Origin of the sequence: Streptomyces sp. NBC_01142 (assembly GCF_026341125.1) — a bacterium.
Lineage (GTDB): Bacteria > Actinomycetota > Actinomycetes > Streptomycetales > Streptomycetaceae > Streptomyces.
The window spans coordinates 3,412,276-3,437,736 of the sequence record NZ_JAPEOR010000002.1 but is presented as its reverse complement, the minus strand read 5'-3'; the positions used below and the strand labels follow the sequence as shown (position 1 = coordinate 3,437,736).

General features: G+C 68.7%; 23 protein-coding genes, 1 tRNA gene and 1 pseudogene. 10 read left to right on the top strand and 15 right to left on the bottom strand.

The window, feature by feature from the left end; all coding sequences use genetic code 11:
- Positions 1-46 precede the first annotated feature (46 nt).
- Positions 47-1,642 carry a polyamine aminopropyltransferase gene (locus OG883_RS33330; protein ID WP_266548783.1) on the bottom strand — a complete coding sequence of 532 codons (1,596 nt, stop codon included), beginning with the start codon at positions 1,640-1,642 and terminating at the stop codon, positions 47-49.
- Between the two features lie 57 nt (positions 1,643-1,699).
- The gene (locus OG883_RS33325; protein WP_266548781.1) at positions 1,700-2,218 is read right to left on the bottom strand and encodes a DUF2617 family protein; all 519 of its coding nucleotides are present in this window, start codon (positions 2,216-2,218) and stop codon (positions 1,700-1,702) included.
- Between the two features lie 747 nt (positions 2,219-2,965).
- On the opposite strand from OG883_RS33325, the gene OG883_RS33320 reads away from it, so the two are divergent.
- Positions 2,966-4,159, top strand: a complete 1,194-nt coding sequence (locus OG883_RS33320; RefSeq protein WP_266548779.1) for a pyridoxal phosphate-dependent aminotransferase — start codon at positions 2,966-2,968, stop codon at positions 4,157-4,159.
- A 334-nt stretch (positions 4,160-4,493) separates the two neighbouring features.
- Here the strand turns inward: OG883_RS33320 and OG883_RS33315 are convergent, their stop codons facing one another.
- Positions 4,494-5,042: a YbjN domain-containing protein gene (locus OG883_RS33315; RefSeq protein WP_266548776.1), complete on the bottom strand. Its 549-nt coding sequence runs from the start codon at positions 5,040-5,042 to the stop codon at positions 4,494-4,496.
- Positions 5,043-5,145: 103 nt separating this feature from the next.
- Here OG883_RS33315 and OG883_RS33310 point away from each other — a divergent pair, with 103 nt between their 5' ends.
- Positions 5,146-5,616: a hypothetical protein gene (locus OG883_RS33310; protein ID WP_266548773.1), complete on the top strand. Its 471-nt coding sequence runs from the start codon at positions 5,146-5,148 to the stop codon at positions 5,614-5,616.
- A 42-nt stretch (positions 5,617-5,658) separates the two neighbouring features.
- On the opposite strand, the gene clpB is transcribed toward OG883_RS33310, so the two are convergent.
- On the bottom strand, positions 5,659-8,244 hold the full coding sequence (gene clpB, locus OG883_RS33305; RefSeq protein ID WP_266548770.1) for an ATP-dependent chaperone ClpB: 2,586 nt from the start codon (positions 8,242-8,244) through the stop codon (positions 5,659-5,661).
- Between the two features lie 133 nt (positions 8,245-8,377).
- Here clpB and OG883_RS33300 point away from each other — a divergent pair, with 133 nt between their 5' ends.
- Entirely contained in the window at positions 8,378-8,794 is a 417-nt protein-coding gene (locus OG883_RS33300; protein ID WP_266548767.1) for a pyridoxamine 5'-phosphate oxidase family protein, read from the top strand.
- Positions 8,795-9,011: 217 nt separating this feature from the next.
- On the opposite strand, the gene OG883_RS33295 is transcribed toward OG883_RS33300, so the two are convergent.
- Positions 9,012-9,329 (bottom strand): (2Fe-2S)-binding protein, encoded by a 318-nt coding sequence (locus OG883_RS33295; RefSeq protein ID WP_266548764.1) that lies wholly within the window; start codon positions 9,327-9,329, stop codon positions 9,012-9,014.
- A gap of 482 nt (positions 9,330-9,811) precedes the next feature.
- Here OG883_RS33295 and OG883_RS33290 point away from each other — a divergent pair, with 482 nt between their 5' ends.
- Together OG883_RS33290 and OG883_RS33285 are read left to right on the top strand one after the other, a co-directional pair.
- Positions 9,812-10,795, top strand: coding sequence for a helix-turn-helix transcriptional regulator (locus OG883_RS33290; RefSeq protein WP_266548761.1), 984 nt, complete (start codon positions 9,812-9,814; stop codon positions 10,793-10,795).
- A gap of 218 nt (positions 10,796-11,013) precedes the next feature.
- On the top strand, positions 11,014-11,532 hold the full coding sequence (locus OG883_RS33285; RefSeq protein ID WP_266548758.1) for a hypothetical protein: 519 nt from the start codon (positions 11,014-11,016) through the stop codon (positions 11,530-11,532).
- Between the two features lie 144 nt (positions 11,533-11,676).
- Here the strand turns inward: OG883_RS33285 and OG883_RS33280 are convergent, their stop codons facing one another.
- The 4 genes from OG883_RS33280 to dnaK are packed head-to-tail and all read right to left on the bottom strand — an operon-like array spanning position 11,677 to position 15,867.
- A complete protein-coding gene (locus OG883_RS33280; protein WP_266548755.1) occupies positions 11,677-12,120 on the bottom strand; it encodes a helix-turn-helix domain-containing protein in 444 nt (147 codons plus the stop codon).
- A 1-nt stretch (position 12,121) separates the two neighbouring features.
- Entirely contained in the window at positions 12,122-13,324 is a 1,203-nt protein-coding gene (gene dnaJ, locus OG883_RS33275; protein WP_266548753.1) for a molecular chaperone DnaJ, read from the bottom strand.
- Between the two features lie 30 nt (positions 13,325-13,354).
- The gene (gene grpE / locus OG883_RS33270; RefSeq protein ID WP_266548750.1) at positions 13,355-14,005 is read right to left on the bottom strand and encodes a nucleotide exchange factor GrpE; all 651 of its coding nucleotides are present in this window, start codon (positions 14,003-14,005) and stop codon (positions 13,355-13,357) included.
- Positions 14,002-15,867: a molecular chaperone DnaK gene (gene dnaK / locus OG883_RS33265; protein WP_266548749.1), complete on the bottom strand. Its 1,866-nt coding sequence runs from the start codon at positions 15,865-15,867 to the stop codon at positions 14,002-14,004. Before dnaK ends, grpE begins: the two co-directional genes overlap by 4 nt.
- Before the next feature lie 249 nt (positions 15,868-16,116).
- Here dnaK and OG883_RS33260 point away from each other — a divergent pair, with 249 nt between their 5' ends.
- The 4 genes from OG883_RS33260 to OG883_RS33245 all read left to right on the top strand — a co-directional run bounded on the left by OG883_RS33260 (position 16,117) and on the right by OG883_RS33245 (position 21,686).
- Positions 16,117-16,653, top strand: a complete 537-nt coding sequence (locus tag OG883_RS33260; RefSeq protein WP_266548746.1) for a sugar transferase — start codon at positions 16,117-16,119, stop codon at positions 16,651-16,653.
- Positions 16,654-16,782: 129 nt separating this feature from the next.
- The gene (locus OG883_RS33255; RefSeq protein WP_266548743.1) at positions 16,783-19,053 is read left to right on the top strand and encodes a (Fe-S)-binding protein; all 2,271 of its coding nucleotides are present in this window, start codon (positions 16,783-16,785) and stop codon (positions 19,051-19,053) included.
- A gap of 419 nt (positions 19,054-19,472) precedes the next feature.
- On the top strand, positions 19,473-20,594 hold the full coding sequence (locus tag OG883_RS33250; RefSeq protein ID WP_266548740.1) for a VCBS repeat-containing protein: 1,122 nt from the start codon (positions 19,473-19,475) through the stop codon (positions 20,592-20,594).
- A 186-nt stretch (positions 20,595-20,780) separates the two neighbouring features.
- Positions 20,781-21,686: a Yip1 family protein gene (locus OG883_RS33245; RefSeq protein ID WP_266548738.1), complete on the top strand. Its 906-nt coding sequence runs from the start codon at positions 20,781-20,783 to the stop codon at positions 21,684-21,686.
- 104 nt (positions 21,687-21,790) lie between these two features.
- Here the strand turns inward: OG883_RS33245 and OG883_RS33240 are convergent, their stop codons facing one another.
- The 3 genes from OG883_RS33240 to OG883_RS33230 form a co-directional block, all read right to left on the bottom strand.
- Positions 21,791-22,288: a phosphoribosyltransferase gene (locus OG883_RS33240; RefSeq protein ID WP_266548735.1), complete on the bottom strand. Its 498-nt coding sequence runs from the start codon at positions 22,286-22,288 to the stop codon at positions 21,791-21,793.
- A gap of 7 nt (positions 22,289-22,295) precedes the next feature.
- Positions 22,296-22,871 carry a dCTP deaminase gene (gene dcd / locus OG883_RS33235; RefSeq protein ID WP_266548732.1) on the bottom strand — a complete coding sequence of 192 codons (576 nt, stop codon included), beginning with the start codon at positions 22,869-22,871 and terminating at the stop codon, positions 22,296-22,298.
- Between the two features lie 74 nt (positions 22,872-22,945).
- The gene (locus tag OG883_RS33230; protein WP_266548729.1) at positions 22,946-23,173 is read right to left on the bottom strand and encodes a hypothetical protein; all 228 of its coding nucleotides are present in this window, start codon (positions 23,171-23,173) and stop codon (positions 22,946-22,948) included.
- Between the two features lie 221 nt (positions 23,174-23,394).
- Between OG883_RS33230 and OG883_RS33225 the strand changes: the two genes are divergently transcribed.
- Positions 23,395-23,468 (top strand) — tRNA-Gly (locus tag OG883_RS33225).
- 51 nt (positions 23,469-23,519) lie between these two features.
- On the opposite strand, the pseudogene OG883_RS33220 reads toward OG883_RS33225, so the two are convergent.
- The 3 genes and pseudogenes from OG883_RS33220 to OG883_RS33210 all read right to left on the bottom strand — a co-directional run.
- Positions 23,520-23,774, bottom strand: a pseudogene (locus tag OG883_RS33220) (site-specific integrase); the annotation flags it as partial.
- A gap of 257 nt (positions 23,775-24,031) precedes the next feature.
- The gene (locus tag OG883_RS33215) at positions 24,032-24,250 is read right to left on the bottom strand and encodes a hypothetical protein (RefSeq protein WP_266548726.1); all 219 of its coding nucleotides are present in this window, start codon (positions 24,248-24,250) and stop codon (positions 24,032-24,034) included.
- A 441-nt stretch (positions 24,251-24,691) separates the two neighbouring features.
- Positions 24,692-25,459, bottom strand: a complete 768-nt coding sequence (locus tag OG883_RS33210) for a hypothetical protein (protein ID WP_266548723.1) — start codon at positions 25,457-25,459, stop codon at positions 24,692-24,694.
- Positions 25,460-25,461: the final 2 nt, after the last annotated feature.

Sequence of the window (25,461 nt, the reverse complement as noted above, 5' to 3'; positions counted from 1 at the left end):
ACGCACCCGCTCGGACCGCTCGGACCGCTCGGTCCGCTTCGTCCACTCAGTCCGTGTAGCGCGGGTGCACCAATGTCGACGGCGGCAGCTCCGGCAGCCTCGTGCGCTCCGCGCCGTACACGCCCTCGGCAAGGTCGGGAGCGGCCAGCGAGCGCAGCCGGGGCGCGTCCCGGTCGAGACCGAGGTGCGGAGGCCGCCCGGCGGCGGCCAGCAGGAAACCCCAGTCGTTCGGCGGGGAAGCGGTGTCCGTCGCGCGGTCCGGGCCCGCGGCGAAGGCCGCGAGCCTCCCTGAGGCGCCGTACGGCCGGGTGCCGAACCCGGCGGCACGCAAAGTCGCGTCGACCGTCCAGTACGTGTGCGGGCGCGAAGCGAGCGGGCCGGCGTGGACCACGAGCCGCCCGCCGTCCGCGAGAACCCGCGCGGCGAGTGCGTAGAACTCCTGGGAGTAGAGCTTGGTGCTCGGGGTGATGCCCGGGTCGGGGAGGTCGGAGATCACCACGTCGTACGTCCCCCGGGGCGCGCGCAGCCAGGAGAACGCGTCCATCGTGATGACCCGCACCCGCGGGTCCCGGTACGCGTGGTCGTTGAGCGCGGCGAGCGCCGGGTCGGTACGCGCCAGCCGGATGACGCCCGGGTCGAGTTCCACGACAGTCACCGAGCGGACGCCGCGGTAGCGCAGCACCTCGCGCGCGGCGAGGCCGTCGCCGCCGCCCAGGACCAGCACGCGCGCGTGCCGCCCCCGCATCGCCGGATGGACCAGCGACTCGTGGTACCGCTGCTCGTCGCGCCCGCTGACCCGCAGCCGCCCGTCCAGGAAGAGATCGGGCGGGCCGGCCCGCCCGCCGGTGAGCACGACTTCCTGTACGTCGGTGTGGACGGCGACCCGCACCTGGTCGCCGTAGACCGCCCGGCGCGCCGCCCGTTCGAAGTCGTCGACCAGGACGGTCGCGGTCGCCAGCACCGCGAGGACCGTCACATTGGCGACGATCAGCCAGCCGCGCGAACGCACCGTCAGATCCCGGCGGAAGAGCCACAGGACGAGCGCCCCGCCCGCCACGGCGTTGACGGCGCCCGTCAACAGCGCGCCCGTCAGCTGACCGAGCCACGGCAGCAGCAGAAACGGAAAGGCGAGCCCGCCGACGAGGGCGCCCACATAGTCGGCGGCGAACAGATCGGCGACCGTGCCCTCCGCGTCGCGCCGGGAGATGCGCTGGATCAGGGACATCAGCAGCGGGATCTCGGCACCGATCAGTACGCCGATGGCGAGGGAGAAACCCACCAGCGCATACCGGGACTCGCCGATCCAGGCGAAGCAGGCGTACAGCACCATGGCGGAACAGCCGCCGATCAGGGCCAGCGCCGCCTCCAGCAGACCGAAGCCGACCGCGGCGTGGCAGCGCAGCCGCTTGGCGAGGAGCGAGCCGATGCCCATCGCGAACACCATCACCGACAGGACGACTGACGCCTGGGTGACGGAGTCGCCGATCAAGTACGAGGCGAGGGCGACCAGTTCGAGCTCGTACACCAGTCCGCAGGCGGCGCAGACGAAGACCGCCATCAGCACCAGATACCGACCGGCGTCGGGGCGCACGGGCAGCCGCGCCGCGCTCTGCGGCCGTGATGTCGGATGCCGGTCGACCATGTTGTTTGTAACGTTACGTCACAGAAGTTCCACTACCTGTCACCCACAAGGGTGTAACTACAGCGCGGCGCGCATACGGGCACCGACGCGCGTACGAGTGACGACGAGGCTGCCCTCCTGCGGATACGCGTGCCACGTGCGCCATCGCACCTGACCCTCGGTCCGCTGCGCCAGCATCGCCGTGAACGCGTGCGGGGAGCCGGGAAAGGTGCCCGCCAGACCGTTGGGGTGATCGGCGACGAGCGCCAGCAGCTCCTGCGCCCGCCCCGCGAACGACCTCTGCGAGAGCGTCTCGACGCGGGCCGCGAACTCGTACTCCCAGACACCGAGCCGCTTGGCCACGCCGAGCGGGAGCGGGGTGCTGCTGCCGGGCATGCAGGCGACGGTCTCGGAGCAGGACTCCTGCTCCTCCTCGAGCAACACCTGATGGGAGGCACCGAGCAGCCTCAACTGGAGCTTTGCCCCGGACAGTTCGAGGTCGAGTACAGCCAGGGCGGGGAGCGGCTCCCGGCCCAGCGCCCAGGCGAGATCGTCGGCGCGGGTGTCTGTGTAGGCGGTCTTCAGGGTCGTGAGCATGGGTCGGCTCCGCAAACACGCTTCGGCGGGTGGACAACGTGGACCGGGGGCGTCCCGGGAAGGGGGATCAAGATGATCTGGGAACGCCTGCTCGGGTCCACTTGAGGTCCGAGGGCTGGATGGTTCCAACAGGTTCCAACAGGGAGGGAATCACGAAGTGCGCTGCGTCCACAGCGTTTTTTACCCAACTTGACTGGGTTTCCATCCCCCCGGGGGCTCCCCGTTCAACTGTTCAACAAAAAACCGGGTGAGAAGGTCAACAGGGCGCCCCGGTCAGTCAACAGAAAGGAACCCGGCGGGAGTTCACCCGCCGGGCACCTTCATCGGTCGCGGACCAGCTGCCCCGTGTCAGCTGCCTCCGCCACATCCCCCGCCTCCGCCACCACAGGACGAGCTGCCACCGCAGGACGAGCTGCTCCCGCAGGACGAGCTGCTGCTGCCGCAGGACACGCCGTTGCCACCCCCGTGGCTGTTGCCCGCCCACCAGCTGCCGCCACCCCCTGCCGCGCTGCGCCTGCGGCCCCTGCGGCTCCGGCCGACCCCCACCGAGATGATCAAAACCAGCACCGCCACGACGATCAGAATTCCCACGAAAGCTGCCATTGCTCTCACCATCCTTCCGTTCCCCCGAAGCGAGACCCCCGCGCCATCGCGTGACCGCTTCTTGCGTGTGACTGGGATGCCCCCACCGTCGGAGACGCAAAGCTGACTTGAGCAACTCCAGAGGTTCGGCACAGGATGGCGCCCATGACACCACGCGAAGAGGGACCACGACCGCTGCTCAACCGCCGTCTGGCGGCATTCGGCACGACCATCTTCGCGGAGATGTCGGCGCTGGCCGTACGGACCGAATCGATCAACCTCGGGCAGGGCTTCCCCGACACCGACGGCCCGGAGGAGATCAGGGAGGCGGCGGTACGGGCGCTGCGCGACGGCCGCGGCAACCAGTACCCGCCGGGCCCCGGCGTCCCCGAGCTGCGCTCCGCGATCACCGACCACCAGCAGGGGCGGTACGGCCTGGCGTACGACCCCGACACGGAGGTCCTGGTCACGGCGGGCGCGACCGAGGCGATCGCGGCGTCCCTGCTGGCGCTGGTGGAGCCGGGTGACGAGGTGATCGCGCTGGAGCCGTACTACGACTCGTACGCCGCGTGCATCGCGATGGCGGGCGGCACGCGCGTCCCGGTCACGCTGCGGCCGTCACCGTCCTCCGGGACGTACACGCTCGACCTGGACGAGCTGCGCGACGCGGTCACCGACCGGACCCGGCTGATCCTCCTCAACACCCCGCACAACCCGACGGGCACGGTCCTGAGCCGCGACGAGCTCGCGGTGATCGCCGAACTGGCCGTCGAGCGCGACCTGCTGGTCATCACCGACGAGGTCTACGAGCATCTCGTCTTCGAGGGCGAGCACGTCCCGATCGCGTCGTTCCCCGGGATGCGCGAGCGGACGGTCTCGATCTCCTCGGCGGGCAAGACGTTCTCCTTCACGGGGTGGAAGGTGGGCTGGCTGACGGGGTCCCCGGAGCTGGTGACGGCGGTGCGCTCGGCGAAGCAGTTCCTGACGTATGTGGCGTCGGGGCCGTTCCAGTACGCGATCGCCGAGGCGCTGCGGCTGCCGGACACGTACTTCGACGGACTGCGCGACGATCTGCGCGCCAAGAGGGATCTGCTGAGCACGGGTCTCGCGGCGGCGGGCTTCGAGGTCTACCGCCCGTCGGGCACGTACTTCGTCACCACGGACATCCGCCCGCTGGGCGAGAGCGACGGCTTCGCGTTCTGCCGCGCGCTGCCGGAGCGGTGCGGGGTGGTGGCGATCCCGAACGCGGTGTTCTACGACCACCGCGAGCAGGGGGCGCCCTTCGTCCGTTTCGCGTTCTGCAAACGCGAGCCGATCCTCCAGGAGGCGGTCACCCGCCTGAAGGCACTTGCCCCCTGACGGGGGTCAGGGGCGGGGAACTCGGGGCGGAACCCCGCAGGCCACGGGAGCGGCAGCTACGCGGCACAACAGACCGGCGGGGCCCGGCGCGGCCAGTCGCCGCAACGTGAGGCCGCCGACAGCCGCGAGTGCTACTCGATCCCGGGCGGGCCAGTACCCCGCCGGCACGCGCGCCACAGTGAGCCGGCCCGGGGCTCCCTGGCACAACAAGGGCCAGGGAGCTGCCGCCGCCGCTCGCAAGCGCATGCGCCATAGGCCATAGGCAATGCGAAAGCCCGGCCCAGGGCAGCGGTCGCGATGACCGCCGCCCCGGCCGGGCTGTCGGCAGGGGCCCTCAGGCCTCGTCGTCCATGAGCTTCTCGTCCGCGGCCTTCTCGTCCGCCGGCTCCAGGCCGAACTGCTCCACGAGCCACTTGTCGAACTCGATCGACGCACGTACCCAGCTCACCGTGGAGGACACGAAGTGTTCCAGGCTGACGCCCGTGCCGATCAGCATCTGGGCCTCGCCGATGAGGCGGACCGTGGTCGGGCCGTCCTCCTCTTCGTGGATGTGCGTGTAGACCTTCGGCCACAGAGTGCGGCGGTTCCAGTCGTCGATCGCGTCGAGGATCTTGGACTTGTCCTCGAGCGCGTGCGGCCGGTCGTAGAACGTCCGTACCGAGAAGACCTGCTGGTCGTCCTCGCCGCGGAACATGAAGTACGTACGGAATTCCTCCCACGGCGCCGCGAGGTCACCCTCGTCGTCGACGACGTACTTCAGCTCCATCTGCTCGAGAAGCTGCTTCACCAGGTCCTGGTCGGGAACGACGGGGCCCGCCGGTCCTGCGGCCTGAGGCTGGGGCTGGCCCCCGAAATGAGGAATCGAGGACGGATCGATGGTCACCGTGTATTTCCCTTCGTACGGTTCCTCCCATCCTCTCCCATCCCGGGCGGGGGCTGGCAAGCCCGAGCCACGGCGATCCGCTCCCGGCTGACATGATCTGGGCATGACGGGGGCGGAACGGGAGCGGCGCAGCCGCAAGCCACGGTGGATCCGGGTGTCGGTGACGGTGCTGGCCGTGTGCTCCCTGCCGGTCGCCTGCATTGTCTGGCTCGGGTTCGTCATGCGCGAGGCCGGCGAGTCGCAGCAGGTCGAGTGCGCGGAGGCGATGCGGTTCGTGGGCGGCTCGCTGCCCGAGGGGGCGCGGGACGAGAAGTGCGGGGCCGCCCACTGGATGGACACCCAGTACACCGCGACCTTCCGGATGCCGGGTTCGGACGTCGCCGGGTGGCTGGCGAAGACCTTCCCGGGGCACGAGCCCCGCAACTACTGCGAGAAGGACGTCTGCCTGGACGTCCAGTACGGCGACCCGGAGGCCCCGTCCGGCGCCCCCGACGGGGCGGACGTGGTGAACCTGACGGTGGTCCACGAGGACGGGGACACCGCCCTCGTGGATCTCATCGCCTTCACCGTGTGACCCGCTCCGGTCGCCTTCACGGTGTGACCCGCTCCGGTCGGCCTACCGGACGGCGCCGACGATCAGGCCGTCCTCGAAACGGTCGACCCGGACCGTGTCGCCCTCGGTGATCTCGCCCGCGAGAATCTCCTTGGCGAGCTGGTCGCCGATCGCCGTCTGCACCAGACGGCGCAGCGGCCGCGCTCCGTACGCAGGGTCGTTGCCCTCGTCGGCCAGCCACTCCAACGCCGCCGGGGTGACGTCCAGCGTGAGCCGGCGCTCGGCCAGCCGCTGCGCGAGGCGCTCGATCTGGAGCCCGGCGATATGCGCCAGCTCGTCCCTGGTCAGGGCGGAGAAGACCACAAGGTCGTCGAGCCGGTTGAGGAATTCCGGCTTGAAAGAGGCGCGTACGACCTCCAGAACCTGCTGCTTCTTCTCCTCCTCGCTCGTCGTCGGCTCGACGAGGTACTGGCTGCCGAGGTTCGAGGTCAGCACCAGGATGGTGTTGCGGAAGTCCACCGTTCGGCCCTGGCCGTCGGTGAGCCGGCCGTCGTCGAGCACCTGGAGCAGGATGTCGAAGACCTCGGGATGCGCCTTCTCCACCTCGTCCAGGAGCACCACGCTGTACGGACGGCGGCGCACCGCCTCCGTGAGCTGGCCGCCCTCCTCGTAGCCGATGTAGCCGGGCGGAGCGCCGACCAGACGGGCGACGGAGTGCTTCTCGCCGTATTCGCTCATGTCGATGCGGACCATGGCCCGCTCGTCGTCGAAGAGGAAGTCCGCGAGCGCCTTGGCGAGCTCGGTCTTGCCGACGCCGGTCGGGCCGAGGAAGAGGAACGAGCCGGTGGGCCGGTCGGGGTCGGCGATCCCGGCCCTCGAACGGCGTACCGCGTCGGACACCGCCTGCACGGCCTCGGTCTGCCCGATCAGCCGCCTGCCCAGCTCCTGCTCCATGCGCAGCAGCTTCTGCGTCTCGCCCTCCAGCAGGCGTCCGGCCGGGATGCCGGTCCAGGAGCCGACCACGTCCGCGATGTCGTCCGGGCCGACCTCGTCCTTGACCATGGTGTCCTTGGCCGCTTCCTGCTCGGCCTCGGCGGCTTCCTCCAACTCGCGTTCCAGTCCCGGGATTTCCCCGTACAGCAGCTTGGAGGCGGTGTCGAAGTCGCCGTCTCGCTGAGCACGCTCGGCCTGGCCGCGCAGCTCGTCGAGCATCTCCTTCAGCTCACCGACGCGGTTGAGGCCCTGCTTCTCCTTCTCCCAGCGGGCGGTGAGGCCGCGCAGTTCCTCCTCCTTGTCGGCGAGGTCGCGGCGCAGCTTCTCCAGACGCTGCTTGGAGCCGGCGTCGGACTCGTTCTTGAGGGCGAGCTCCTCCATGCGCAGCCGGTCGACGGCACGCTGCAGCTCGTCGATCTCCAGCGGCGAGGAGTCGATCTCCATACGGAGCCGGGACGCGGCCTCGTCGACGAGGTCGATGGCCTTGTCGGGCAGAAAGCGGGAGGTGATGTACCGGTCGGAGAGGGTCGCGGCGGCGACCAGCGCCGAGTCCGCGATCTGCACCTTGTGGTGCGCCTCGTACCGGCCCTTGAGCCCGCGCAGGATCGCGATGGTGTCGTCGACATTGGGCTCGGCGACCAGCACCTGCTGGAAGCGGCGCTCCAGGGCGGGGTCCTTCTCGATCCGCTCCCGGTACTCGTCGAGCGTGGTGGCGCCCACCATGCGCAGCTCGCCGCGCGCCAGCATCGGCTTGAGCATGTTGCCCGCGTCCATGGCGGAGTCACCGCCCGCGCCGGCCCCGACGACGGTGTGCAGCTCGTCGATGAAGGTGATGATCTGGCCGTCGCTCGCCTTGATCTCGGACAGGACGGTCTTGAGCCGTTCCTCGAACTCACCGCGGTACTTCGCGCCCGCGACCATCGCGCCGAGGTCGAGCGCGACCAGCCGCTTGTTCTTGAGCGACTCGGGCACGTCCCCCTTCACGATCCGCTGGGCGAGGCCCTCGACGACGGCGGTCTTGCCGACGCCGGGCTCACCGATGAGCACCGGGTTGTTCTTGGTCCTGCGCGAGAGCACCTGCACCACGCGCCGGATCTCCTGGTCCCGGCCGATGACCGGGTCGAGCTTGCCCTCGCGGGCCGCGGCGGTGAAGTCCGTACCGAACTTCTCCAGTGCCTTGTACTGCCCCTCAGGGTCGGGTGTGGTCACCCGGCGCCCTCCCCTTACCGTTTCGAACGCTTCCAGCAGCTTCTTCGCCGAGGCCCCCTCATGGGCCAGCACCTCCCCGGCCTGGCCGCCCTTGGCGGCGATACCGATGAGCAGATGCTCGGTGGAGAGGTAATCGTCCCCGAGCTCCTTGGCCCGCTGCGAGGCGTCGGCGATGACGGCGAGCAGCTCGCGGTTGGGCTGCGGCGGCGCCACGGTGGACCCCGTCACGCTGGGCTGCGCGGCCAGCAGCCGCTCGGCCCCCGACCGTACGGCAGCCTGGTCGGCCTCGGCGCCGGCCAGCAGGTCGATGATGTTCTCGTTGTCCTCGCCCGCGAGCAGCGCGAGCAGCAGATGTACGGGGGTCAGATCGGGATGCCCCTCGGACACCGCCCGGCTGGTGGCAGCGTTGATCGCATCCCGGCTCTTGTTGGTCAGCTCGGCGTCCACGTGGGGTCTCTCCTCCTTGCTGGTAGGGCTCTGCTGGCTCTTCCGACTCTCAACTCTGACTCATTGAACCTGCACAAAGTTGAGTCTAGTGCACTCAAGCAACGATTCGGTAGGCGTGACTACCCTTCTGAGCATGGCCGTAGACGTACGTAACCCCAGTCCCGAGTACCTTGCGTTCTGGCGCGAATACCATCTGTGCACGCTCACCACCTCGCGCCCGGACGGCAGCCCACACGTGGTGCCGGTGGGCGTGACGTACGACCCCGAGGCGGGGCTCGCCCGCATCATCACCAACAAGAGCAGCACGAAGGTGGCCAACATCCTGGCTGCGGACCGGCTGGGCGGCGGAGGCGGGGCACGGGTGGCCGTCTGCCAGGTCCACCGAGGGCGCTGGGCGACGCTGGAGGGGCGGGCGACCGTACGCACGGAGCCGGAGCTCATCGAGGACGCGGTACGGCGTTACGCGGAGCGCTACGAGCGGACGCCGGCACCCAATCCGGACCGGGTGCTCATCGAGATCGTCCTCGAGCGGGCGATGGGGCGGGGCTGATCACCGCCCCTGCTCCCGCACCCGGCCCGTACGGACCCACCCCGCACGGACCCACCCCGCACGGGCACAGTCGGTACGGGCACAGTCGGTACGGACCCACCTCGCACGGAGTCAGCCTGTACAGACACAGCACAGCGGCGCCATCGTGTTTCAGGTCCACGATGGCGCCGCTGTGTGGGGGAAGCGCCTGAGCGATTTACAACGACGGGGGAATCGCTCAGGCACTGCGGGGGGTGGCGGTGGTGTCTGGCTCGACCAGCTGGTGGTCGCGCTGATCAAGATTGACGAAAATCATGCCGTACCGGATGGCACAGCGGACGGGTTGCGGGGCTCCTCGGGGCCGGCGCAGGCAGCGGTAGGCACGGACGTCCTCGTCCTCCTCACGCGCCACGACCACTGGCTCTCCGAACAGGGTGACCATCAACGAGTCGCCACGGTGGGGGATTGCCGTGACGAGGTCGATGAAATGCCACCCCGACCGATAAGCCGAAGCCATTTCGCGCCGAAAGACCCGGTCGTCCGGTGGAACGGTCACGCGTCCGCGAGGCCCGGAGCGACGCCCCACGAGGGCTCGCCCTGAGCGGCCGCAGGTGCGACACCCCATGACGGCTCACCTGGGTTCGCCGCAGGAGCAACACCCCAGGAGGGCTCACCCTTGGTGGCCGCGGGAGCAACACCCCACGACGGTTCGCCGGGGTTCGCCGCAGGAGCAACACCCCATGACGGCTCACCCTTGGTGGCCGCGGGAGCAACACCCCACGACGGTTCGCCGGGAGCCGCCGTCACCGCACCGGCGGGAGAGCTACCCCAGGAGGGCTCACCGGAGGCAACCGCACCGAACGCGGCCGCCGCCACGGCAAGAGCACAAAGAGCTCGAAGCTTCCTAGACATGGGCGATCTCCACCTCTTCTGATCATTCCTCCTCCCCCGCGCATAAGACGATGTCTCACTCCGAACGCTTGCACCAGCGACGGCAGGCATCATGTTCCTGTAATGCAGGAGCCTGAGGGGGTGCATATGCCATCGAAAGAGGGCGATTCAGGACACCCTCACACGGACGGCGAGCTGTGTGAGGCGGGGAAGGGTCTTTACACCACTGCCCTGCGTACGGGGCGAATCACCCGCTCAGAGGCGGAGGCCACACCCTGTCTCTTCGATCTCGCCCTGCTTCACCCGGACCCGGACGACGCTCAATGGCTGCGTCCGGTTCCGCCAACCACTGCGCTGACACAGCTGATACACCCCATTGAGCGGGAGATCCAAGAGCGTCGACGTCGAACCGTGTCTCTGACCGATGCTCTTGAGCCATTCATGGCGTTCAGCGCGCAGAACTCCACCGTCCCACAAGGAATTACCGTCCTCGAGGGTCTCAACCGCATCAACACAACCCTCGACCAAGTCACCGCAGATTGCTCGGAGGAGCTTCTCACGGTGCAGCCCGGCAGTGGGCGACAGCCACACATCCTGGAGAAGGCACTGCGTCGCGTCGAGCCACTTATCAACCGCGGCGTCCGAATGCGGACCCTCTATCAGCACACGGCCCGTCACCACCCGGCCACGCTTTCGTACATGGAGCAGGTGGGGCCGTCCGGAGTGGAGGTGCGCACGCTCGAGGAGATCATCGACCGGCTGATCATTGTCGACCGGAAAGTAGCCTTCATCCCGGCAAGCAGCGACCGTCTGTCGGCACTTGAGCTACGGCACAAGGGCATCGTCGAGTATCTCGTGGGCGTCTTCGAGCAGTTCTGGCTGCACGCCATCCCATGGGAGGAGCAGATCTCGTACGGGCCGCAGATGGACGGCATCACGGGGGTGCAGCGCTCGATCGCCAAGCTGCTCGTCGAGGGCCATGTCGACGAGGCCATCGCGCGACGCCTCGGGATGAACGTGCGCACCTGCCGCGCCCATATCGCCAAGCTCGGCTCGGCGCTCGGCAGCGGCAGTCGGACCCAACTCGGCTACCTCATCGCGCAGTCGGCGATTCTGGAGCACGAGGGCTGACCCGGGCCGGCTCGGGCGGACCGAGCCGGTCCGGGCCGGTCCGGGCCGGCTCAGGGGGACTCACGGGGGACTCACGGGGGACTCACGGGGCGCCGAAGAAGAATGATTGCCACCAGGAGCTGACCACGGCGCAGCAGACCACAGCGCAGGCGACCGCGGGGCCGAACCACCCCCGGCACACCGTCAGTTCTGACCCACTGAAGGACCGAAGGACCCTCATGAACGACACAGCCCCCACGCCCACCTCCACTCACGACGACCTCTTCGGCGAGGTCAGCGTCCAACTGGACGGCCAGGAATCCCTGGTGGTGGACGGGGAGCAGATCCCCCGCATCACCCTGACCCGCGCCCCGGGGGCGGAGGTGGACGATCACATCGCCATCGGCACCCGTGACCCCGAGCGGCTCACTCTGACGATCGACGGGACCGAGGTGAAGCTGGCGCCGGCCAAGGGCAAGCTGAGCCGCCGCTCGTACCGTGTCGACGTGGAGTACGACGGAGCGTCGTACCGCCTGGTCCCCGATTCCATCCCGAGCAGCAGGCTGACCCGGGACGGGAAGCACATCGGGGACTTCTCCTCGGACGGCGACGGAAGGGTGCTGGCCGACTGGCGCGAGGACGCGGAGGTGAAGCCGCTGGACGCCTCGCTGGGCTATGCGCTGGCCGCGGCATTCGGCACGGGCGGGCAGCCGATGTGGATGATGGCAATCGACGCGGTCAGCACCGCGCTCCCCTAGCCAGGACACCGCCTCCGCCACGCCCCGCACGCGGCCGTCCTGTCTGTGCCGGAGTCCGCACAACGCGGACGGGCCGGGAGAGCGAATGCTCTCCCGGCCCGTCCGGACGTACAACGCGTGGGGCAGGCCCGTACAACGCGTGGGTCACTCGGGGCGCTTGGGCCGCCAGACCACCAGCGCGCTCGCCTGCTGCACATCCTGGTACGGCACGAGATCACGCCGGTAGGAGGCGTGCACCTGTGCCTCGCGCTGTTGCAACGTCGCCGCCGCGCCCTCTACTGCCGACGACAGCTCCGCAACCCGCTGCTGAAGCGCCGCGACCTGGTTCTCCAGTTCGATGATGCGCTTGATTCCGGCCAGGTTGATGCCCTCGTCCTGGGACAACTGCTGGACGGTGCGCAGCAGTTCGATGTCACGGGCGGAGTAGCGTCGGCCCCGGCCCGCCGTACGGCCCGGGGAGACCAGGCCCAGCCGGTCGTACTGCCGCAGGGTCTGCGGGTGGAGTCCCGACAGCTGGGCCGCCACCGAGATGACGTACACCGGCGACTCTTCTGTCAGTTCGTAAGGGTTGCGGCGACGTCCGTCCATGTCATGCTCCCTTCGCGGCCTGGAACAGCACAGCCCGCGGGTCCTCCTCCGCGGTGGCTTCGCGGTAGGCCTCCAACGCTTCCTTCGCCTTGTCGCTGAGCTCGTCGGGAACGGCGACCTCGACGGTCACCAGCAGGTCGCCGCGGGTGCCGTCCTTACGGACCGCGCCCTTGCCCCGCGCCCGCATCGTACGGCCGTTGGGCGTCCCTGCGGGCAGTTTCAGCGTGACCGGGGGGCCGCCGAGGGTCGGGACCTTCACCTCGCCGCCGAGCGCCGCCTCCGGGTAGGTGACGGGCACGGTGACCGTGAGGTTGTCGCCCTTGCGGCCGAACACGGGGTGCGCGTCGACATGCACGACGACGTACAGATCGCCTGCCGGACCGCCCCGTTCGCCCGGGGCGCCCTTGCCGCGCAGCCGGATCCGCTGGCCGTCGGAGACGCCCGCGGGGATACGGACCTGCATGGTGCGCGAGGAGCGGGCGCGCCCGCTGCCCTTGCAGACCTCGCAGGGGTCCTGGGCGATCAGCCCGCGGCCCTTGCAGTCCACGCACGGATCGGTCAGCGAGAAGGAGCCGCTGCCGCCGCGCGAGACCTGGCCGGTACCGACACAGGTCGGGCACACCCGAGGAGTACCGTTTTTGTCGCCGGTGCCCGAACAGGCCTTGCACGCGGCCGAGCTGGACATCCGCAGCGGGACCGTGGCCCCGTCGACCGCCTCGGTGAAGCTGAGCGTCACCTCGGACTCGATGTCCTGGCCGCGGCGCGGCTGGGTGCGCGTACCCGGACCCGCACCCGTGCCGGCGCCGCGGTTGAACAGACCGCCGAACACATCGCCGATCCCGCCGCCGAAGCCGCCGGCGCCACCCTGCGTCCCGCCCTGGGCGCCTCCGAAGAGGTCGCCCAGGTCGAAGTTGAAGCTGCCGCCCGGGCCGCCGGGCCCACCGGGCCCGGCGCGGAAGCCACCGTTGCCGAAGAGGGCGCGCGCCTCGTCGTACTCCTTGCGCCGCTTGGGGTCGCCGAGGATGTCGTTGGCCTCGGAGATCTCCTTGAAGCGCTCCTCGGCCTTGGCGTCGCCCTTGTTGGCGTCCGGGTGGAACTCGCGGGCGAGCTTCCGGTACGCCTTCTTGATCTCGGCCTCGGTGGCGTCCTTGGGGACGCCGAGGACCTTGTAGTAGTCCTTCTCGACGAAGTCCTTGGTGTTCATCGACGTCCCTCCTCTCGGACGATCATTGCGTCAGCCCTCGTCCGGGCCACCGCTCTCCTCGTCGTTTGCCGACTCGTCCTTCGAGGCCGCCGGAGTGGCGCCCGGCTGGGGCTCGGCCACCGCGACCCGCGCGGGTCGGATGGTCCGCTCGCCGATGCGATACCCCGGCTGAAGGACCGCAACGCACGTGGTCTCGGTGACATCCGGTGCGTACGAGTGCATGAGGGCTTCGTGGATCGTCGGGTCGAAGGGCTCGCCCTCCTTGCCGAACTGCTGCAGGCCCATCTTGGCGGCGGCTGTCTCGAGAGACTCGGCCACCGACTTGAACCCGCCCAACAGCTCCCCGTGCTCACGGGCGCGGCCGATGTCGTCGAGCACGGGCAGGAGCTCGGTCAGCAGAGTCGCCGTGGCGATCTCCTTGACCGTGACCCTGTCGCGCTCCACGCGGCGACGGTAGTTCTGGTACTCGGCCTGGAGCCGCTGGAGGTCGGCCGTGCGCTCGTTGAGCGCCGTACGGACCTGGTCCAGCTGGGCCGTCAGGCCTGCGATCTTTGCTGCGTCCCCTGCCGGGGCCGCCGGGCCCTCCTTCTCGGAGGGCTCGGCGGTTTCGGCGGCGTCGTCAGAGGTGGCGCCGGAAGGGACGTCGGGCTTCTCCTCGAAACCCGGGGTCTCCTCCGTCACGCGGCACCGTCCTTCTTCGGCTTCTCGTCGTCCACGATCTCGGCGTCGACGACATCGTCCTCGGCCTGGGCCTGGCCGTGCTCGGCGCCCGCGGCACCCTCGGCGCCGGGAGCAGCGCCACCCTCGGGGGCGGCGTTGGCGTACAGCGCCTGGCCGAGCTTCTGGCTGACCGCGGCGACCTTCTCGGTGGCCGTACGGATCTCGGCCGTGTCCTCGCCCTTGAGCTTCTCCTTCAGCTCGCCGAGCGCCTCCTCGACCTCGGTCTTCACATCGCCCGGGACCTTGTCCTCGTTGTCCTTGAGGAACTTCTCGGTCTGGTAGACGAGCTGCTCGCCCTGGTTGCGGGACTCGGCGGCCTCGCGGCGACGGTGGTCCTCGTCCGCGTACTGCTCGGCCTCCTGGCGCATCCGGTCGACCTCGTCCTTCGGCAGCGAGGAGCCGCCGGTGACGGTCATCTTCTGCTCCTTGCCCGTGCCCAGGTCCTTCGCGGTCACGTGCATGATGCCGTTGGCGTCGATGTCGAAGGCGACCTCGATCTGCGGGACCCCGCGCGGGGCCGGCGGCAGGCCGGTCAGCTCGAACATCCCGAGCTTCTTGTTGTACGCCGCGATCTCGCGCTCGCCCTGGTAGACCTGGATCTGCACGGACGGCTGGTTGTCCTCGGCCGTCGTGAAGATCTCGGACCGCTTGGTCGGGATCGTGGTGTTGCGCTCGATGAGCTTGGTCATGATGCCGCCCTTGGTCTCGATACCGAGGGACAGCGGGGTCACGTCGAGGAGCAGAACGTCCTTGACCTCACCCTTGAGGACACCGGCCTGGAGCGCGGCGCCGATGGCGACGACCTCGTCGGGGTTCACACCCTTGTTGGCGTCCTGACCGCCGGTCAGCTCCTTGACGAGCTCGGCGACGGCGGGCATCCGGGTCGAACCGCCGACCAGCACCACGTGGTCGATCTCGGACAGCTGGATGCCGGCGTCCTTGATGACGTTGTGGAACGGGGTCTTGCAGCGCTCGAGCAGGTCCGAGGTGAGCTGCTGGAACTGCGCCCGGGTGAGCTTCTCGTCCAGGTGCAGCGGGCCCTCGGCGGAAGCCGTGATGTACGGCAGGTTGATGGTCGTCTCGGTCGAGGACGACAGCTCGATCTTCGCCTTCTCCGCGGCCTCGCGGAGACGCTGGAGAGCCATCTTGTCCTTGGACAGGTCGACGCCGTGGCCGTTGGCGAACTGCTTCACCAGGTAGTCGACGACGCGCTGGTCCCAGTCGTCTCCACCGAGGTGGTTGTCGCCGTTGGTGGCCTTGACCTCGACGACGCCGTCGCCGATCTCGAGCAGCGAGACGTCGAAGGTGCCGCCACCGAGGTCGAAGACCAGGATGGTCTGGTCGTCCTTGTCGAGGCCGTAGGCCAGGGCGGCCGCGGTCGGCTCGTTGACGATGCGCAGGACGTTCAGACCCGCGATCTCACCGGCTTCCTTGGTCGCCTGACGCTCGGAGTCGTTGAAGTACGCCGGGACGGTGATCACCGCGTCGGTGACCTTCTCGCCGAGGTAGGACTCCGCGTCGCGCTTCAGCTTCTGCAGAATGAAGGCGCTCATCTGCTGAGGGTTGAAGTTCTTCCCGTCGAGCTCGATCTTCCAGTCGGTGCCCATGTGGCGCTTGACCGACCGGATGGTCCTGTCGACGTTGGTGACCGCCTGACGCTTCGCAACCTCGCCGACCAGCACCTCACCGTTCTTCGCGAAGGCGACGACGGACGGCGTGGTCCTGGCACCCTCGGCGTTGGTGATGACGGTGGGCTCGCCGCCCTCCAGAACGCTGACGACGGAGTTAGTCGTGCCCAGGTCGATGCCGACCGCACGTGCCATTTCAATTCCTCCAGCTGACTTGAGTGGATCTGGCTCAAGGATGCACGACCGAGCCGAACCAGTCAACAGACCTGAGTCGACCCCACTCAGCTTTTATCCCGCTCTTACGTGCACCCTTGCGTCGCGCGCGTGGCGCACCTGCCCACATGGCGTTCACCGTGCGAGAGTCGTAGCCGCAAAAGCGGTCAATCACCGTTGATCGTGACACCAGTCGTGATGTCGTGATGTCGTGATGAAGGGCGCGCGCCCATGCCGGCCAAGCGAGCCGTCGACCTGACAGCCAGTGTGATCCTGCTGCTGGCCCTGTCCCCGGTGCTGTTCACCGTCGCCGTCGCCGTCGCGCTGACCTCGCCCGGCCCCGTCCTCATCCGCAGAGAGCGGACCGGCCTCGGCGGCCGGACCTTTGCGATGCTGACGTTCCGTACGAGGCGGGCCGGACCTGTGCGCGACCTCACCCCCGCGGGACGGCTGCTGCGCCGCCACCTCCTCGACGGGCTGCCGCAGTTGCTCAACGTGGCACGCGGCGAGATGTCGCTGGTCGGCCCGCGGCCGCTGCCCCCGCAGGGCTCCCGCCCGGCCGTCGGCGCGGCCCGCGCCCGGCTCGGCGTACGCCCGGGTATCACCGGGCTCTGGCAGGTCAGCGGACGTTCGGAGCTCCCCTGGGAGGAAATGGCCGTCCTCGACCTGCATTATGTGGAGCAGCACTGGCTCGGACTCGACCTGTTGATCCTGGCCCGTACGGTCCCCGCGGCCGTCGCCGGACGCCGCTCGGTCAGGGTTGCCTGAGCGACACAGATCACCGCGTGCGCAGCTACAGTGCGGCGGAATAAGTGGGTAGTCTCAGCACGGACTGCATAAGTTACCGCTTAGTAGCAGTCGCTGATTCCCACCCTCGCAGGCCCGAGGAGCCCCGAAATGCAGCTCGCCGCGATCATCGTGTCGCTGGTCCTGACCGTGGTCGGCGTTGCGCTCATCGCCCGAGCCGTCGCGCAGATCTACCGCTTCGTCAGGCTCGGCCAGTCCGTGCCCGCGGGCAGCCGTACCGACGACCCCAAGCAGCGCACGATCGTCCTGGCCAAGGAGTTTCTCGGCCATACGAGGATGAACCGCTGGGGGATCGTGGGCTTCGCCCACTGGTTCGTGGCGATCGGCTTCCTCACCCTGCCGCCGACGCTGGCACAGGCGTACGGACAGCTCTTCCAGGCGGACTGGACGCTGCCGATCATCGGCGGCTTCCTGCCCTTCGAGATGTACATCGAGTTCATCGGCCTGATGACGGTCGTCGGCATCGTCACTCTGATGGCGATCCGGCTGCTGAACCTGCCTTCGCGGGCCGGCCGCAAGTCACGCTTCGCCGGCTCCAAGGCCTGGCAGGCGTACTTCGTCGAGTACGTCATCCTCACCATCGGTCTCGCGATCCTCGCCCTGCGCGGGCTCGAGGGCGCGATCCACCACATCGAGGGCTACGAAGCCGCGTACTTCGTCTCGTATCCGCTGGTCCTGGCCTTCAAGGGCCTGAGCCTGGCCACCCTCCAGACGCTGATCTACTTCACCGCGATGATCAAGATCGGCACCTCGCTGATCTGGATGATCACGGTCTCGCTCAACACCAACATGGGTGTGGCCTGGCACCGTTTCCTCGGCTTCCCGAACATCTGGTTCAAGCGGAACGCGGACGGCTCCACGGCCCTCGGCGCGCTGCTGCCGATGACGTCCGGCGGCAAGGAGATCGACTTCGAGGACCCGGGCGAGGACGACGTCTTCGGCGTCTCCCAGGTCGAGCAGTTCTCCTGGAAGGGCATCCTCGACTTCTCCACCTGCACCGAGTGCGGCCGCTGCCAGTCCCAGTGCCCCGCCTGGAACACCGGCAAGCCCCTCTCCCCCAAACTCCTCATCATGTCGCTCCGCGACCACGCGCACGCCAAGGCCCCCTATCTGCTGGCCGGCGGCGGCAAGACCATGGAGGGCGAGGAGAAGGCTTCGGCCGAGGCTCTCAAGGACGTCCCCGCCGCCGCCCTGGCAGAGGCCGAGCGCCCGCTGATCGGCACCGCCGAGGAAAACGGCGTCATCGACCCCGACGTCCTGTGGTCCTGCACCACCTGCGGCGCCTGCGTGGAACAGTGCCCCGTCGACATCGAACACATCGACCACATCGTCGACATGCGCCGCTACCAGGTGATGATCGAGTCCGCGTTCCCCTCCGAGGCCGGCACGATGCTCAAAAACCTGGAGAAAAAGGGCAACCCCTGGGGCCTGGCCAAGAAGCAGCGCGTGGAATGGACCAAGGAAGTCGACTTCGAGGTCCCCATCGTCGGCAAGGACATCGAAGACCTCACCGAGATCGAATACCTGTACTGGGTCGGCTGCGCCGGCGCCCTGGAAGACCGGGCCAAGAAGACCACCAAGGCCTTCGCCGAACTGCTCCACATCGCCGGCGTCAAGTTCGCCATCATGGGCGGCGACGAGAAGTGCACCGGCGACTCCGCCCGCCGCCTGGGCAACGAACCCCTCTTCCAGCAGCTCGGCCAGGAAAACGTGGCCATGCTCAACATGGCCTACGGCGAAGACGACGACGACGAGACGACCAAGAAGCCCAAGTCGTCGAAGAAGATCGTCGCGACCTGCCCCCACTGCTTCAACACCATCGCCAACGAATACCCCCAGCTGGGCGGCGAGTTCGAAGTCATCCACCACACCCAGCTGCTCCAGCACCTCATCGACGAGGGCCGGCTCATCCCCGTCACACCCGTCGACGGCCTGATCACCTACCACGACCCCTGCTACCTGGGCCGCCACAACAAGATCTACACACCCCCGCGCGAGATCATGTCCGCCGTCCCCGGCCTGCGCCAGCAGGAAATGCACCGCCACAAAGAACGCGGCTTCTGCTGCGGCGCCGGCGGCGCCCGCATGTGGATGGAAGAGCGCATCGGCAAACGCATCAACACCGAACGCGTCGACGAAGCCCTCTCCCTCAACCCCGACATCGTCTCCACCGCCTGCCCCTTCTGCCTCGTCATGCTCACCGACTCCGTCAACGGCAAGAAGAACGACGGCCAGGCCAAAGAAACCCTCCAAGTCGTCGACGTCGCACAACTGCTCCTCGACTCCGTACGCACACCCCCCACCGACCCCACCCCCACCCAAGAACCCCACGACACACCAGAACCCGAACCAGCCAAGTAACCCAGACACCCCACACACAGAAGCGGCCGGACCTGCCTCGGGGGCAGGACCGGCCGCTCCTGCATACAGACCCCACAGCCGACGGCGTCTCGGCGAAGGCCGCGCCGGCCGCGTCGGGTGGCGCGCCCTGGGGGCTCTTTCTCGCGATTTCGTGGCGTCGCATCCGCTCTACCGTGTCCACGAAGTTATGGATGGGATGTTTGTGCCATCCGTCGGGAATGTAACGGCCCTCGGCAGGGCGCGGCGCAGAATGTAAATGCCTTCAATTTCCACCAACCCACTACATTGCGCTCACGGCCCACTACCCGCCGCATAACCATTGGCCTGCGATCCCGGCGGATCCATTGCCCTCGCGGGGGCTGCGCACGAGCATCGAATGGCAGCTGAGCACAGGCGAGGCGGACGGGACGGAGTAGGTCGTGCGGATACGGATGGCAGCAGCGGGGGCGATCAGCGTGGCCTGCGCCTGCGCGGTCCTGCTGGCGGGCTGTGAGACCACACCCGAGCCCGACACCCGCCCGGCCGCCGCCAAGAACGGCGACACCCGCCCGCTCGCCGGCCAGGCAGCCGCACCCCGTCTCCCCGTCCCCCGGGGCGACGGCAGCCGCGTCCCCGCGGACTTCAACGGCGACGGCCACCGCGATCTCGTACTGAACGGCCTCGTGAAGGCCCCCGGCGACACCCACGGCGACGACGCGGGCATCGGCATCGTCTACGGCACCGCGGCAGCCCGCGGCCTCGATCCCGCCGTACGCCAGCTCCTCACCCCGCGCGCCAACGCCGCCGAGGTCAAGGGCACCCTGCCCGCCGCCTTCGACGCCGAGGCCTCCTGCGACCTCGACAAGGACGGCTTCGCCGACCTGATCGTCGCCACCGACCCGCCGTACGACGGCATCGGCCGCACGCCCGTACCGCTCCAGCTCCTCTTCGGGTCCCCCACCGGCCTCGGCGGCAAGGCGGTCGTCCTCCGCATCCCCGACGAGGCCCGGTACGGCAACGACTGGCCCGACAACCCCGTCTGCGGCGACTTCGACGGCGACGGCAGCACCGACCTGGCGGTCACCGCCTCCGCGGGCCGCATCAGCTTCCTGCCCGGCCCCTTCACCCGTACCGGCGCCCCGCGCACCGCCGTGGCCCCCTTCCCGGGTGGCGGCACCGCCCTGGCCGCACCGGCGATGGAGGCCGACATCAACGGCGACGACGCCGACGACCTCGTCGTCCTGTCCCGCCCCCACGCGCCGGGCGCGGCATCGAAGGGCAAGCTGCTGCTGGGCGGCCCGGACGGCCCGCGCCGCCCTGGCGGAACCCATGTCTTCGACGCCGTGGCGACGCCGCCGCCCCCGGCGCTTTCCGCCGGCGAGAAGCAGCCGACCACGGATGTACTCATCCAGGCGGACTTCGACGGGGACAAGCGCCCGGACCTGGTGACGCGTACGCACCGGGGCGAGCGGGCGGATGTGGTGGCGCTGTACCCGGCGAAGCCCGCGAAAGCGCCCCCGCTGATCACTTTCAGCACCTCGGTGTTCCTGAGCGGACTGTGAGCCGCCCCTGAGCAACTCCTGAGCCGCTCCTGGGTGAATCCGGGGCGACCCCGCTGACCTGGTCCGGAGGGCACGGGGGCAGGCCCCCCAGGGTTCCCCTAGGGGATGTCACAGCTCGGCCGCAAAGGCGGGCCCGTTCCCGCTCTCCTCACACCCGGCGGTCGCGGACCAGGTACGTTCGATTGTGTGGCTGGATTCAGGATCGGACGCGGCCGGGACAACCGCAGCAGGCAACAACAACCGCAGCAGGCACCGCCGCCGCCCTACGGGGCCGCAGGCGGCCGTGCGGCTCCGCCGTATGCGCAGCAGCAACCGCCGCCGCAGTGGCCCCAGGCGGGCGGCGGCAGACCTCAGCAACCCCAAGGCCCGTACGGCGAACCGGAGTACTTCGGCGACCCGTACCAGCAGCCCCAACACGGCGGCCAGGGCGGACCGCACGGGGACCCGTATGCCAACAACCCTGGCCACACCCAGGCGTTCAGCATCAACGAGGACCCGTACGGCGACGGCGCGACCTATCGCGCAGGCGCGGCCGCGGCGGCTCCGGCCGGCCCGCGACTGCACTGGAAGCAGCTGCTGAGCGGCATCGTGCTGCGTCCGGGCCCGACGTTCTGGCAGATGCGGGACTACCCGGTGTGGGGCCCCGCGCTGGTCGTCACGTTCCTCTACGGACTGCTCGCGATCTTCGGCTTCGACAAGGCCCGCGACGAGGCGATCAACGCGACGATCTCCGCCGCCGTCCCGTACGTACTGACCACGGCGGTCGCGTTCGTCATCGGCGGTCTGATCCTGGGCACGGTGACCCACACCCTGGCCCGCCAGCTCGGCGGCGACGGCGCGTGGCAGCCGACGGTCGGTTTCTCCATGCTGATCATGTCGATCACGGACGCCCCGCGCCTGGTCTTCGCCCTCTTCCTGGGCGGTGAGAACTCCCTGGTCCAGGTGCTGGGCTGGGCGACCTGGCTGGCGGCCGGCGCGCTGTTCACGTCGATGGTGAGCAAGTCGCACGATCTGCCGTGGCCGAAGGCGCTGGGCGCGTCGGCGATCCAGCTGATCGCGCTGCTGTCGATCATCAAACTGGGCACGATCTGAGGCGTACGAACGAGCAAGGGCCCGGCACTCGAGAGTGCCGGGCCCTTCTTGCGTCTCCTGGTCCTTCTTGCGTCTCCTGGTCCTGCTTGCGTCTCCGGGTCCTGCTACGCGTCCAGCACCTGGCCGACGCGCTGCACGACGGGCTTCTCGACACTCCAGGGGAAGTTGATCCACTCGTCGGTCCGCTTCCAGACGTACTCGCACTTCACGAGGGAGTGGGACTTCTCGTAGATCACAGCGCTGCGCACCTCGGCGACATGGCCGAGGCAGAAGTCGTGCACCAGCTTCAGGGTCTTCCCGGTGTCGGCGACATCGTCGGCGATGAGCACCTTCTTGTCCGAGAAGTCGATGACGTTGGGCACCGGAGCCAGCATGACGGGCATGTCGAGCGTGGTGCCCACGCCGGTGTAGAACTCCACGTTCACCAGGTGGATGTTCTTGCAGTCCAGCGCGTACGCCAGTCCGCCCGCGACGAACACTCCGCCACGCGCGATGGAGAGCACGACGTCGGGCTGGTACCCGTCGTCGGCAATGGTCTGCGCGAGCTGCCGCACCGCGCTGCCGAACCCCTCGTACGTCAGGTTCTCCCGTACGTCACTCATGCCGCGCTCACACCTGCGTCCGGTGGAAGTTCATGAACGACCGCGAGGCCGTGGGCCCGCGCTGCCCCTGGTAGCGGGAGCCGTACCGCTCGCTGCCGTACGGGAATTCGGACGGCGAGCTCAGCCGGAACATGCACAGCTGGCCGATCTTCATCCCCGGCCACAGCTTGATGGGCAGGGTGGCGAGATTCGACAGCTCAAGGGTGACGTGCCCCGAGAACCCCGGGTCGATGAAGCCCGCGGTGGAGTGCGTGACCAGCCCGAGTCGCCCGAGGCTGGACTTGCCCTCCAGCCGGGAGGCGAGGTCGTCCGGCAGCGTGATGACCTCGTAGCTCGACGCGAGGACGAACTCCCCGGGGTGCAGGATGAACGCCTCGTCCCCCTCGGGCTCGACCTCGCGCGTGAGGTCCAGCTGCTCGACGGCGGGGTCGATATGCGGATAGCGGTGGTTCTCGAACACCCGGAAGTAGCGGTCCAGCCGCACATCGATGCTCGAGGGCTGCACCATGGATTCGTCGTACGGGTCGATGCGGACCCGTCCGGCGTCGATCTCGGCCCGGATGTCCTTGTCAGAGAGAAGCACGCCCCGAGGATACGCAGAGCACGCGGGCCCGCCCCAATCGGACAGCCCCGCGCGCTCCTGTGACCGCCGCCTTCTTACGGCTTGGCCGACTGCGAGTGCGGCACCGAGTGCGACTCCGGCTGCGACTCCGGCCGCGGTGGCGACTCCACGGGCACGACGCTGCGAAGCCGCGCACAGCGCGGACACCGGATGAGCCGCCCGGGCCCGATCCGGCCGGCGCCGAGCTGCTGCATCGGGAACGTAGTGGTGGTGAACACGTGCCCGTCGGCACAGCGGACGACGGTGCGCTCCATCAAGTCCATCGGGTCCCTTCCCCAACGAAATGCGGATGAACGACCACATTAGGGGATGTACGGGACACGGCCACACGCGGCACTCCGCCTTCCAACGGTACGCCTCAACTCCCGCGCCCCGCAGCGGTATCCGGGCCCGGAACAGCGCGAAGGCCCCGCGGCGAAATGCACCGGGGGCCAGCGATGAGGTACAGTGTGCGACGATGCGGTGCCGGTCGACGGCTCGCCGCGCGGGTGTAGTTTAATGGTAGAACATGAGCTTCCCAAGCTCAGAGCGCGAGTTCGATTCTCGTCACCCGCTCCATGCAGAAGGCCCAGGTCATAGACCCGGGCCTTTCTTGTTGTCTGGACCTGTCTAAGCGTCCCGTGCCACATCCGTGCCAGATGCTTGGTCATCCACTGCATGACGCCGCTGCCGGACGAGCCTGTCGAGGCCGGCCGCGACCTCCCGCTGACGCTCGACGTCCGAGTGCTGATAGATCAGCGCGGCCCGCTCGGTCGACTGTCCGGCCCGCACCATCGTGTCCTTGAGCGTCGCACCGGAGCGGGTCGTCAGGGTGTGTCCGGTGTGACGAAGGTCGTAGAAGCGGAAGCCGTCGGGGAGACCCACCTTCGTACGCCACATCGGGCTATTGCGGGCAGGTCCAGAGACTGCCCGATTCGCGACCAGCGTACGGGCCCCGATCTCTCGCCCCATGGCAGCTCCAGCCCAAAGCCGCTCCCGCCGACCTCATCGGGCCCGTGTGCGATCGTCACGCCTCCCAGGTACGTTGAGCCGTCAGCCGAGGGGGAACGCTCGCGAGGGAGCGCCCCGCAACGCGTGGCTGCGGGGCGCCGATCCACTTTCACAACGGGCCCTAGTGGGGTTTAGTCGACCGTCTGCCCGTTGTGCACACCGCCTCTGCAGGTCGGGAGCGGGGCCGTCGACCGATCGATCGTTCCGCCGCCGTCCGTGCACTCACCCGGCGTGACGCTGGCCGGGATGACGCTGCCGGCGGTGGCGGTCGCGGTGGCGGCGCCTGTGAGGCCGAGTCCGGCGAGGGCTGCCGTGGCGAAGACTGTGGCGAGGATTCGTCGAATGCGCATTTGGTTCGCCTTTCACAGATTGCCTCGGTTGGGGCACTAACCAGCTTGATCTTCACCCATATGGGTGGCACGTCATGTTGGGCCATTCGGGTGACAGTGTTGTCGGGTGCGGGGTCGGTGACGCGACCCGTCAGAGCGGATGGAAGCCCGTGCCACATCCGTGCCGGAAAGAGCGGATCCCAGCGGTCAAGAGCAGTCAAGCGCGACGCCTCGCGATTAATCACCAGAGGCCGTTTGCGCTGGTCAGCGTCAACCCCCTCCGTGACGGCCCGGTGATTCCCAAGCTCAGAGCGCGAGTTCGATTCTCGTCACCCGCTCCACGAGAAAGCCCCAGGTCAGCGACCTGGGGCTTCTTTATTGTCTAGACCTATTCGGGAGTCCCGCACCACTTGCGCACCACCTCGACGACGACAAGGTCACGCGCGCTCGGCCGCCCTCACGTCACGCAGGCGGAGACAAGAATGCGTACATGGCCTGGCCGTCAGCCTTCTCACCCTCGTCGGGTAGTTGACGCCACGCGGCATGCTGCGGATCGTGCAGAGCTTTCGCGAACGCGAGCTTCTTACGGTCGCCCTTGTCAAGCTGATCTCTGAGTTGCAGCGGGTTGGCAGGCAACGAGAGCAAGAACGCCAGATCGCGGTAGTGCCGCTCCGGTGAAGTGGTCTTGATGCTCACCGCTGCAGCCTTCGCCACGATCGCCCCCAACAGGCTGGGGCGACGGATCCGGCTGGTCCGCAGCCCCAGTTGCACACTCACGGACTCGGTTCTCTGCGCAGCCTGCCGGCCGCCCGGCACCTCCAGCGTACGGCCGGGCGGCGTCGTTGTGAGGTCTGCACGGGGGCCGAGGTTGTCGGGCGCCAACAGATCCACCACCAACCGCTGCGGCTCCACACCACGCTGATAGCGGTGCAGCAGGTTGCCCTGCGGCGACATGCCGGCAGGGGCGAATCCGAGCCGTTCCAGCGCCGCAACCAAACGGCGCAAGCTCTGCTGGTCCGACTGCACGTCAGCCAGGACATCCAGGTCGGCGCTCGCCGCCGGCGGGGTCCGACCGTGCTCCAGGCCGTGCAGGAGCACCATCTGCCCACCGATCAGCGACCAGGCATCCGGCACCTGCCCCGAAAGGTCGAACAGCACGCCCCACAACTCCACCAGCGGACCGGTGAACAGGTCCGACTCCAGTCGCACGTCGGGCAATTCAGCCGCCATGA

Excerpts from the sequence above, each read along its gene's own strand:
- OG883_RS33330 (WP_266548783.1), bottom strand. The coding sequence starts at position 1,642 with ATGGTCGACCGGCATCCGACATCACGGCCGCAGAGCGCGGCGCGGCTG.
- OG883_RS33325 (WP_266548781.1), bottom strand. The coding sequence starts at position 2,218 with ATGCTCACGACCCTGAAGACCGCCTACACAGACACCCGCGCCGACGAT.
- OG883_RS33320 (WP_266548779.1), top strand. The coding sequence starts at position 2,966 with ATGACACCACGCGAAGAGGGACCACGACCGCTGCTCAACCGCCGTCTG.
- OG883_RS33310 (WP_266548773.1), top strand. The coding sequence starts at position 5,146 with ATGACGGGGGCGGAACGGGAGCGGCGCAGCCGCAAGCCACGGTGGATC.
- OG883_RS33300 (WP_266548767.1), top strand. The coding sequence starts at position 8,378 with ATGGCCGTAGACGTACGTAACCCCAGTCCCGAGTACCTTGCGTTCTGG.
- OG883_RS33290 (WP_266548761.1), top strand. The coding sequence starts at position 9,812 with ATGCCATCGAAAGAGGGCGATTCAGGACACCCTCACACGGACGGCGAG.
- OG883_RS33285 (WP_266548758.1), top strand. The coding sequence starts at position 11,014 with ATGAACGACACAGCCCCCACGCCCACCTCCACTCACGACGACCTCTTC.
- OG883_RS33280 (WP_266548755.1), bottom strand. The coding sequence starts at position 12,120 with ATGGACGGACGTCGCCGCAACCCTTACGAACTGACAGAAGAGTCGCCG.
- dnaJ (WP_266548753.1), bottom strand. The coding sequence starts at position 13,324 with ATGAACACCAAGGACTTCGTCGAGAAGGACTACTACAAGGTCCTCGGC.
- dnaK (WP_266548749.1), bottom strand. The coding sequence starts at position 15,867 with ATGGCACGTGCGGTCGGCATCGACCTGGGCACGACTAACTCCGTCGTC.
- OG883_RS33260 (WP_266548746.1), top strand. The coding sequence starts at position 16,117 with ATGCCGGCCAAGCGAGCCGTCGACCTGACAGCCAGTGTGATCCTGCTG.
- OG883_RS33255 (WP_266548743.1), top strand. The coding sequence starts at position 16,783 with ATGCAGCTCGCCGCGATCATCGTGTCGCTGGTCCTGACCGTGGTCGGC.
- OG883_RS33240 (WP_266548735.1), bottom strand. The coding sequence starts at position 22,288 with ATGAGTGACGTACGGGAGAACCTGACGTACGAGGGGTTCGGCAGCGCG.
- OG883_RS33230 (WP_266548729.1), bottom strand. The coding sequence starts at position 23,173 with ATGGACTTGATGGAGCGCACCGTCGTCCGCTGTGCCGACGGGCACGTG.
- OG883_RS33215 (WP_266548726.1), bottom strand. The coding sequence starts at position 24,250 with ATGCGCATTCGACGAATCCTCGCCACAGTCTTCGCCACGGCAGCCCTC.
- OG883_RS33210 (WP_266548723.1), bottom strand. The coding sequence starts at position 25,459 with ATGGCGGCTGAATTGCCCGACGTGCGACTGGAGTCGGACCTGTTCACC.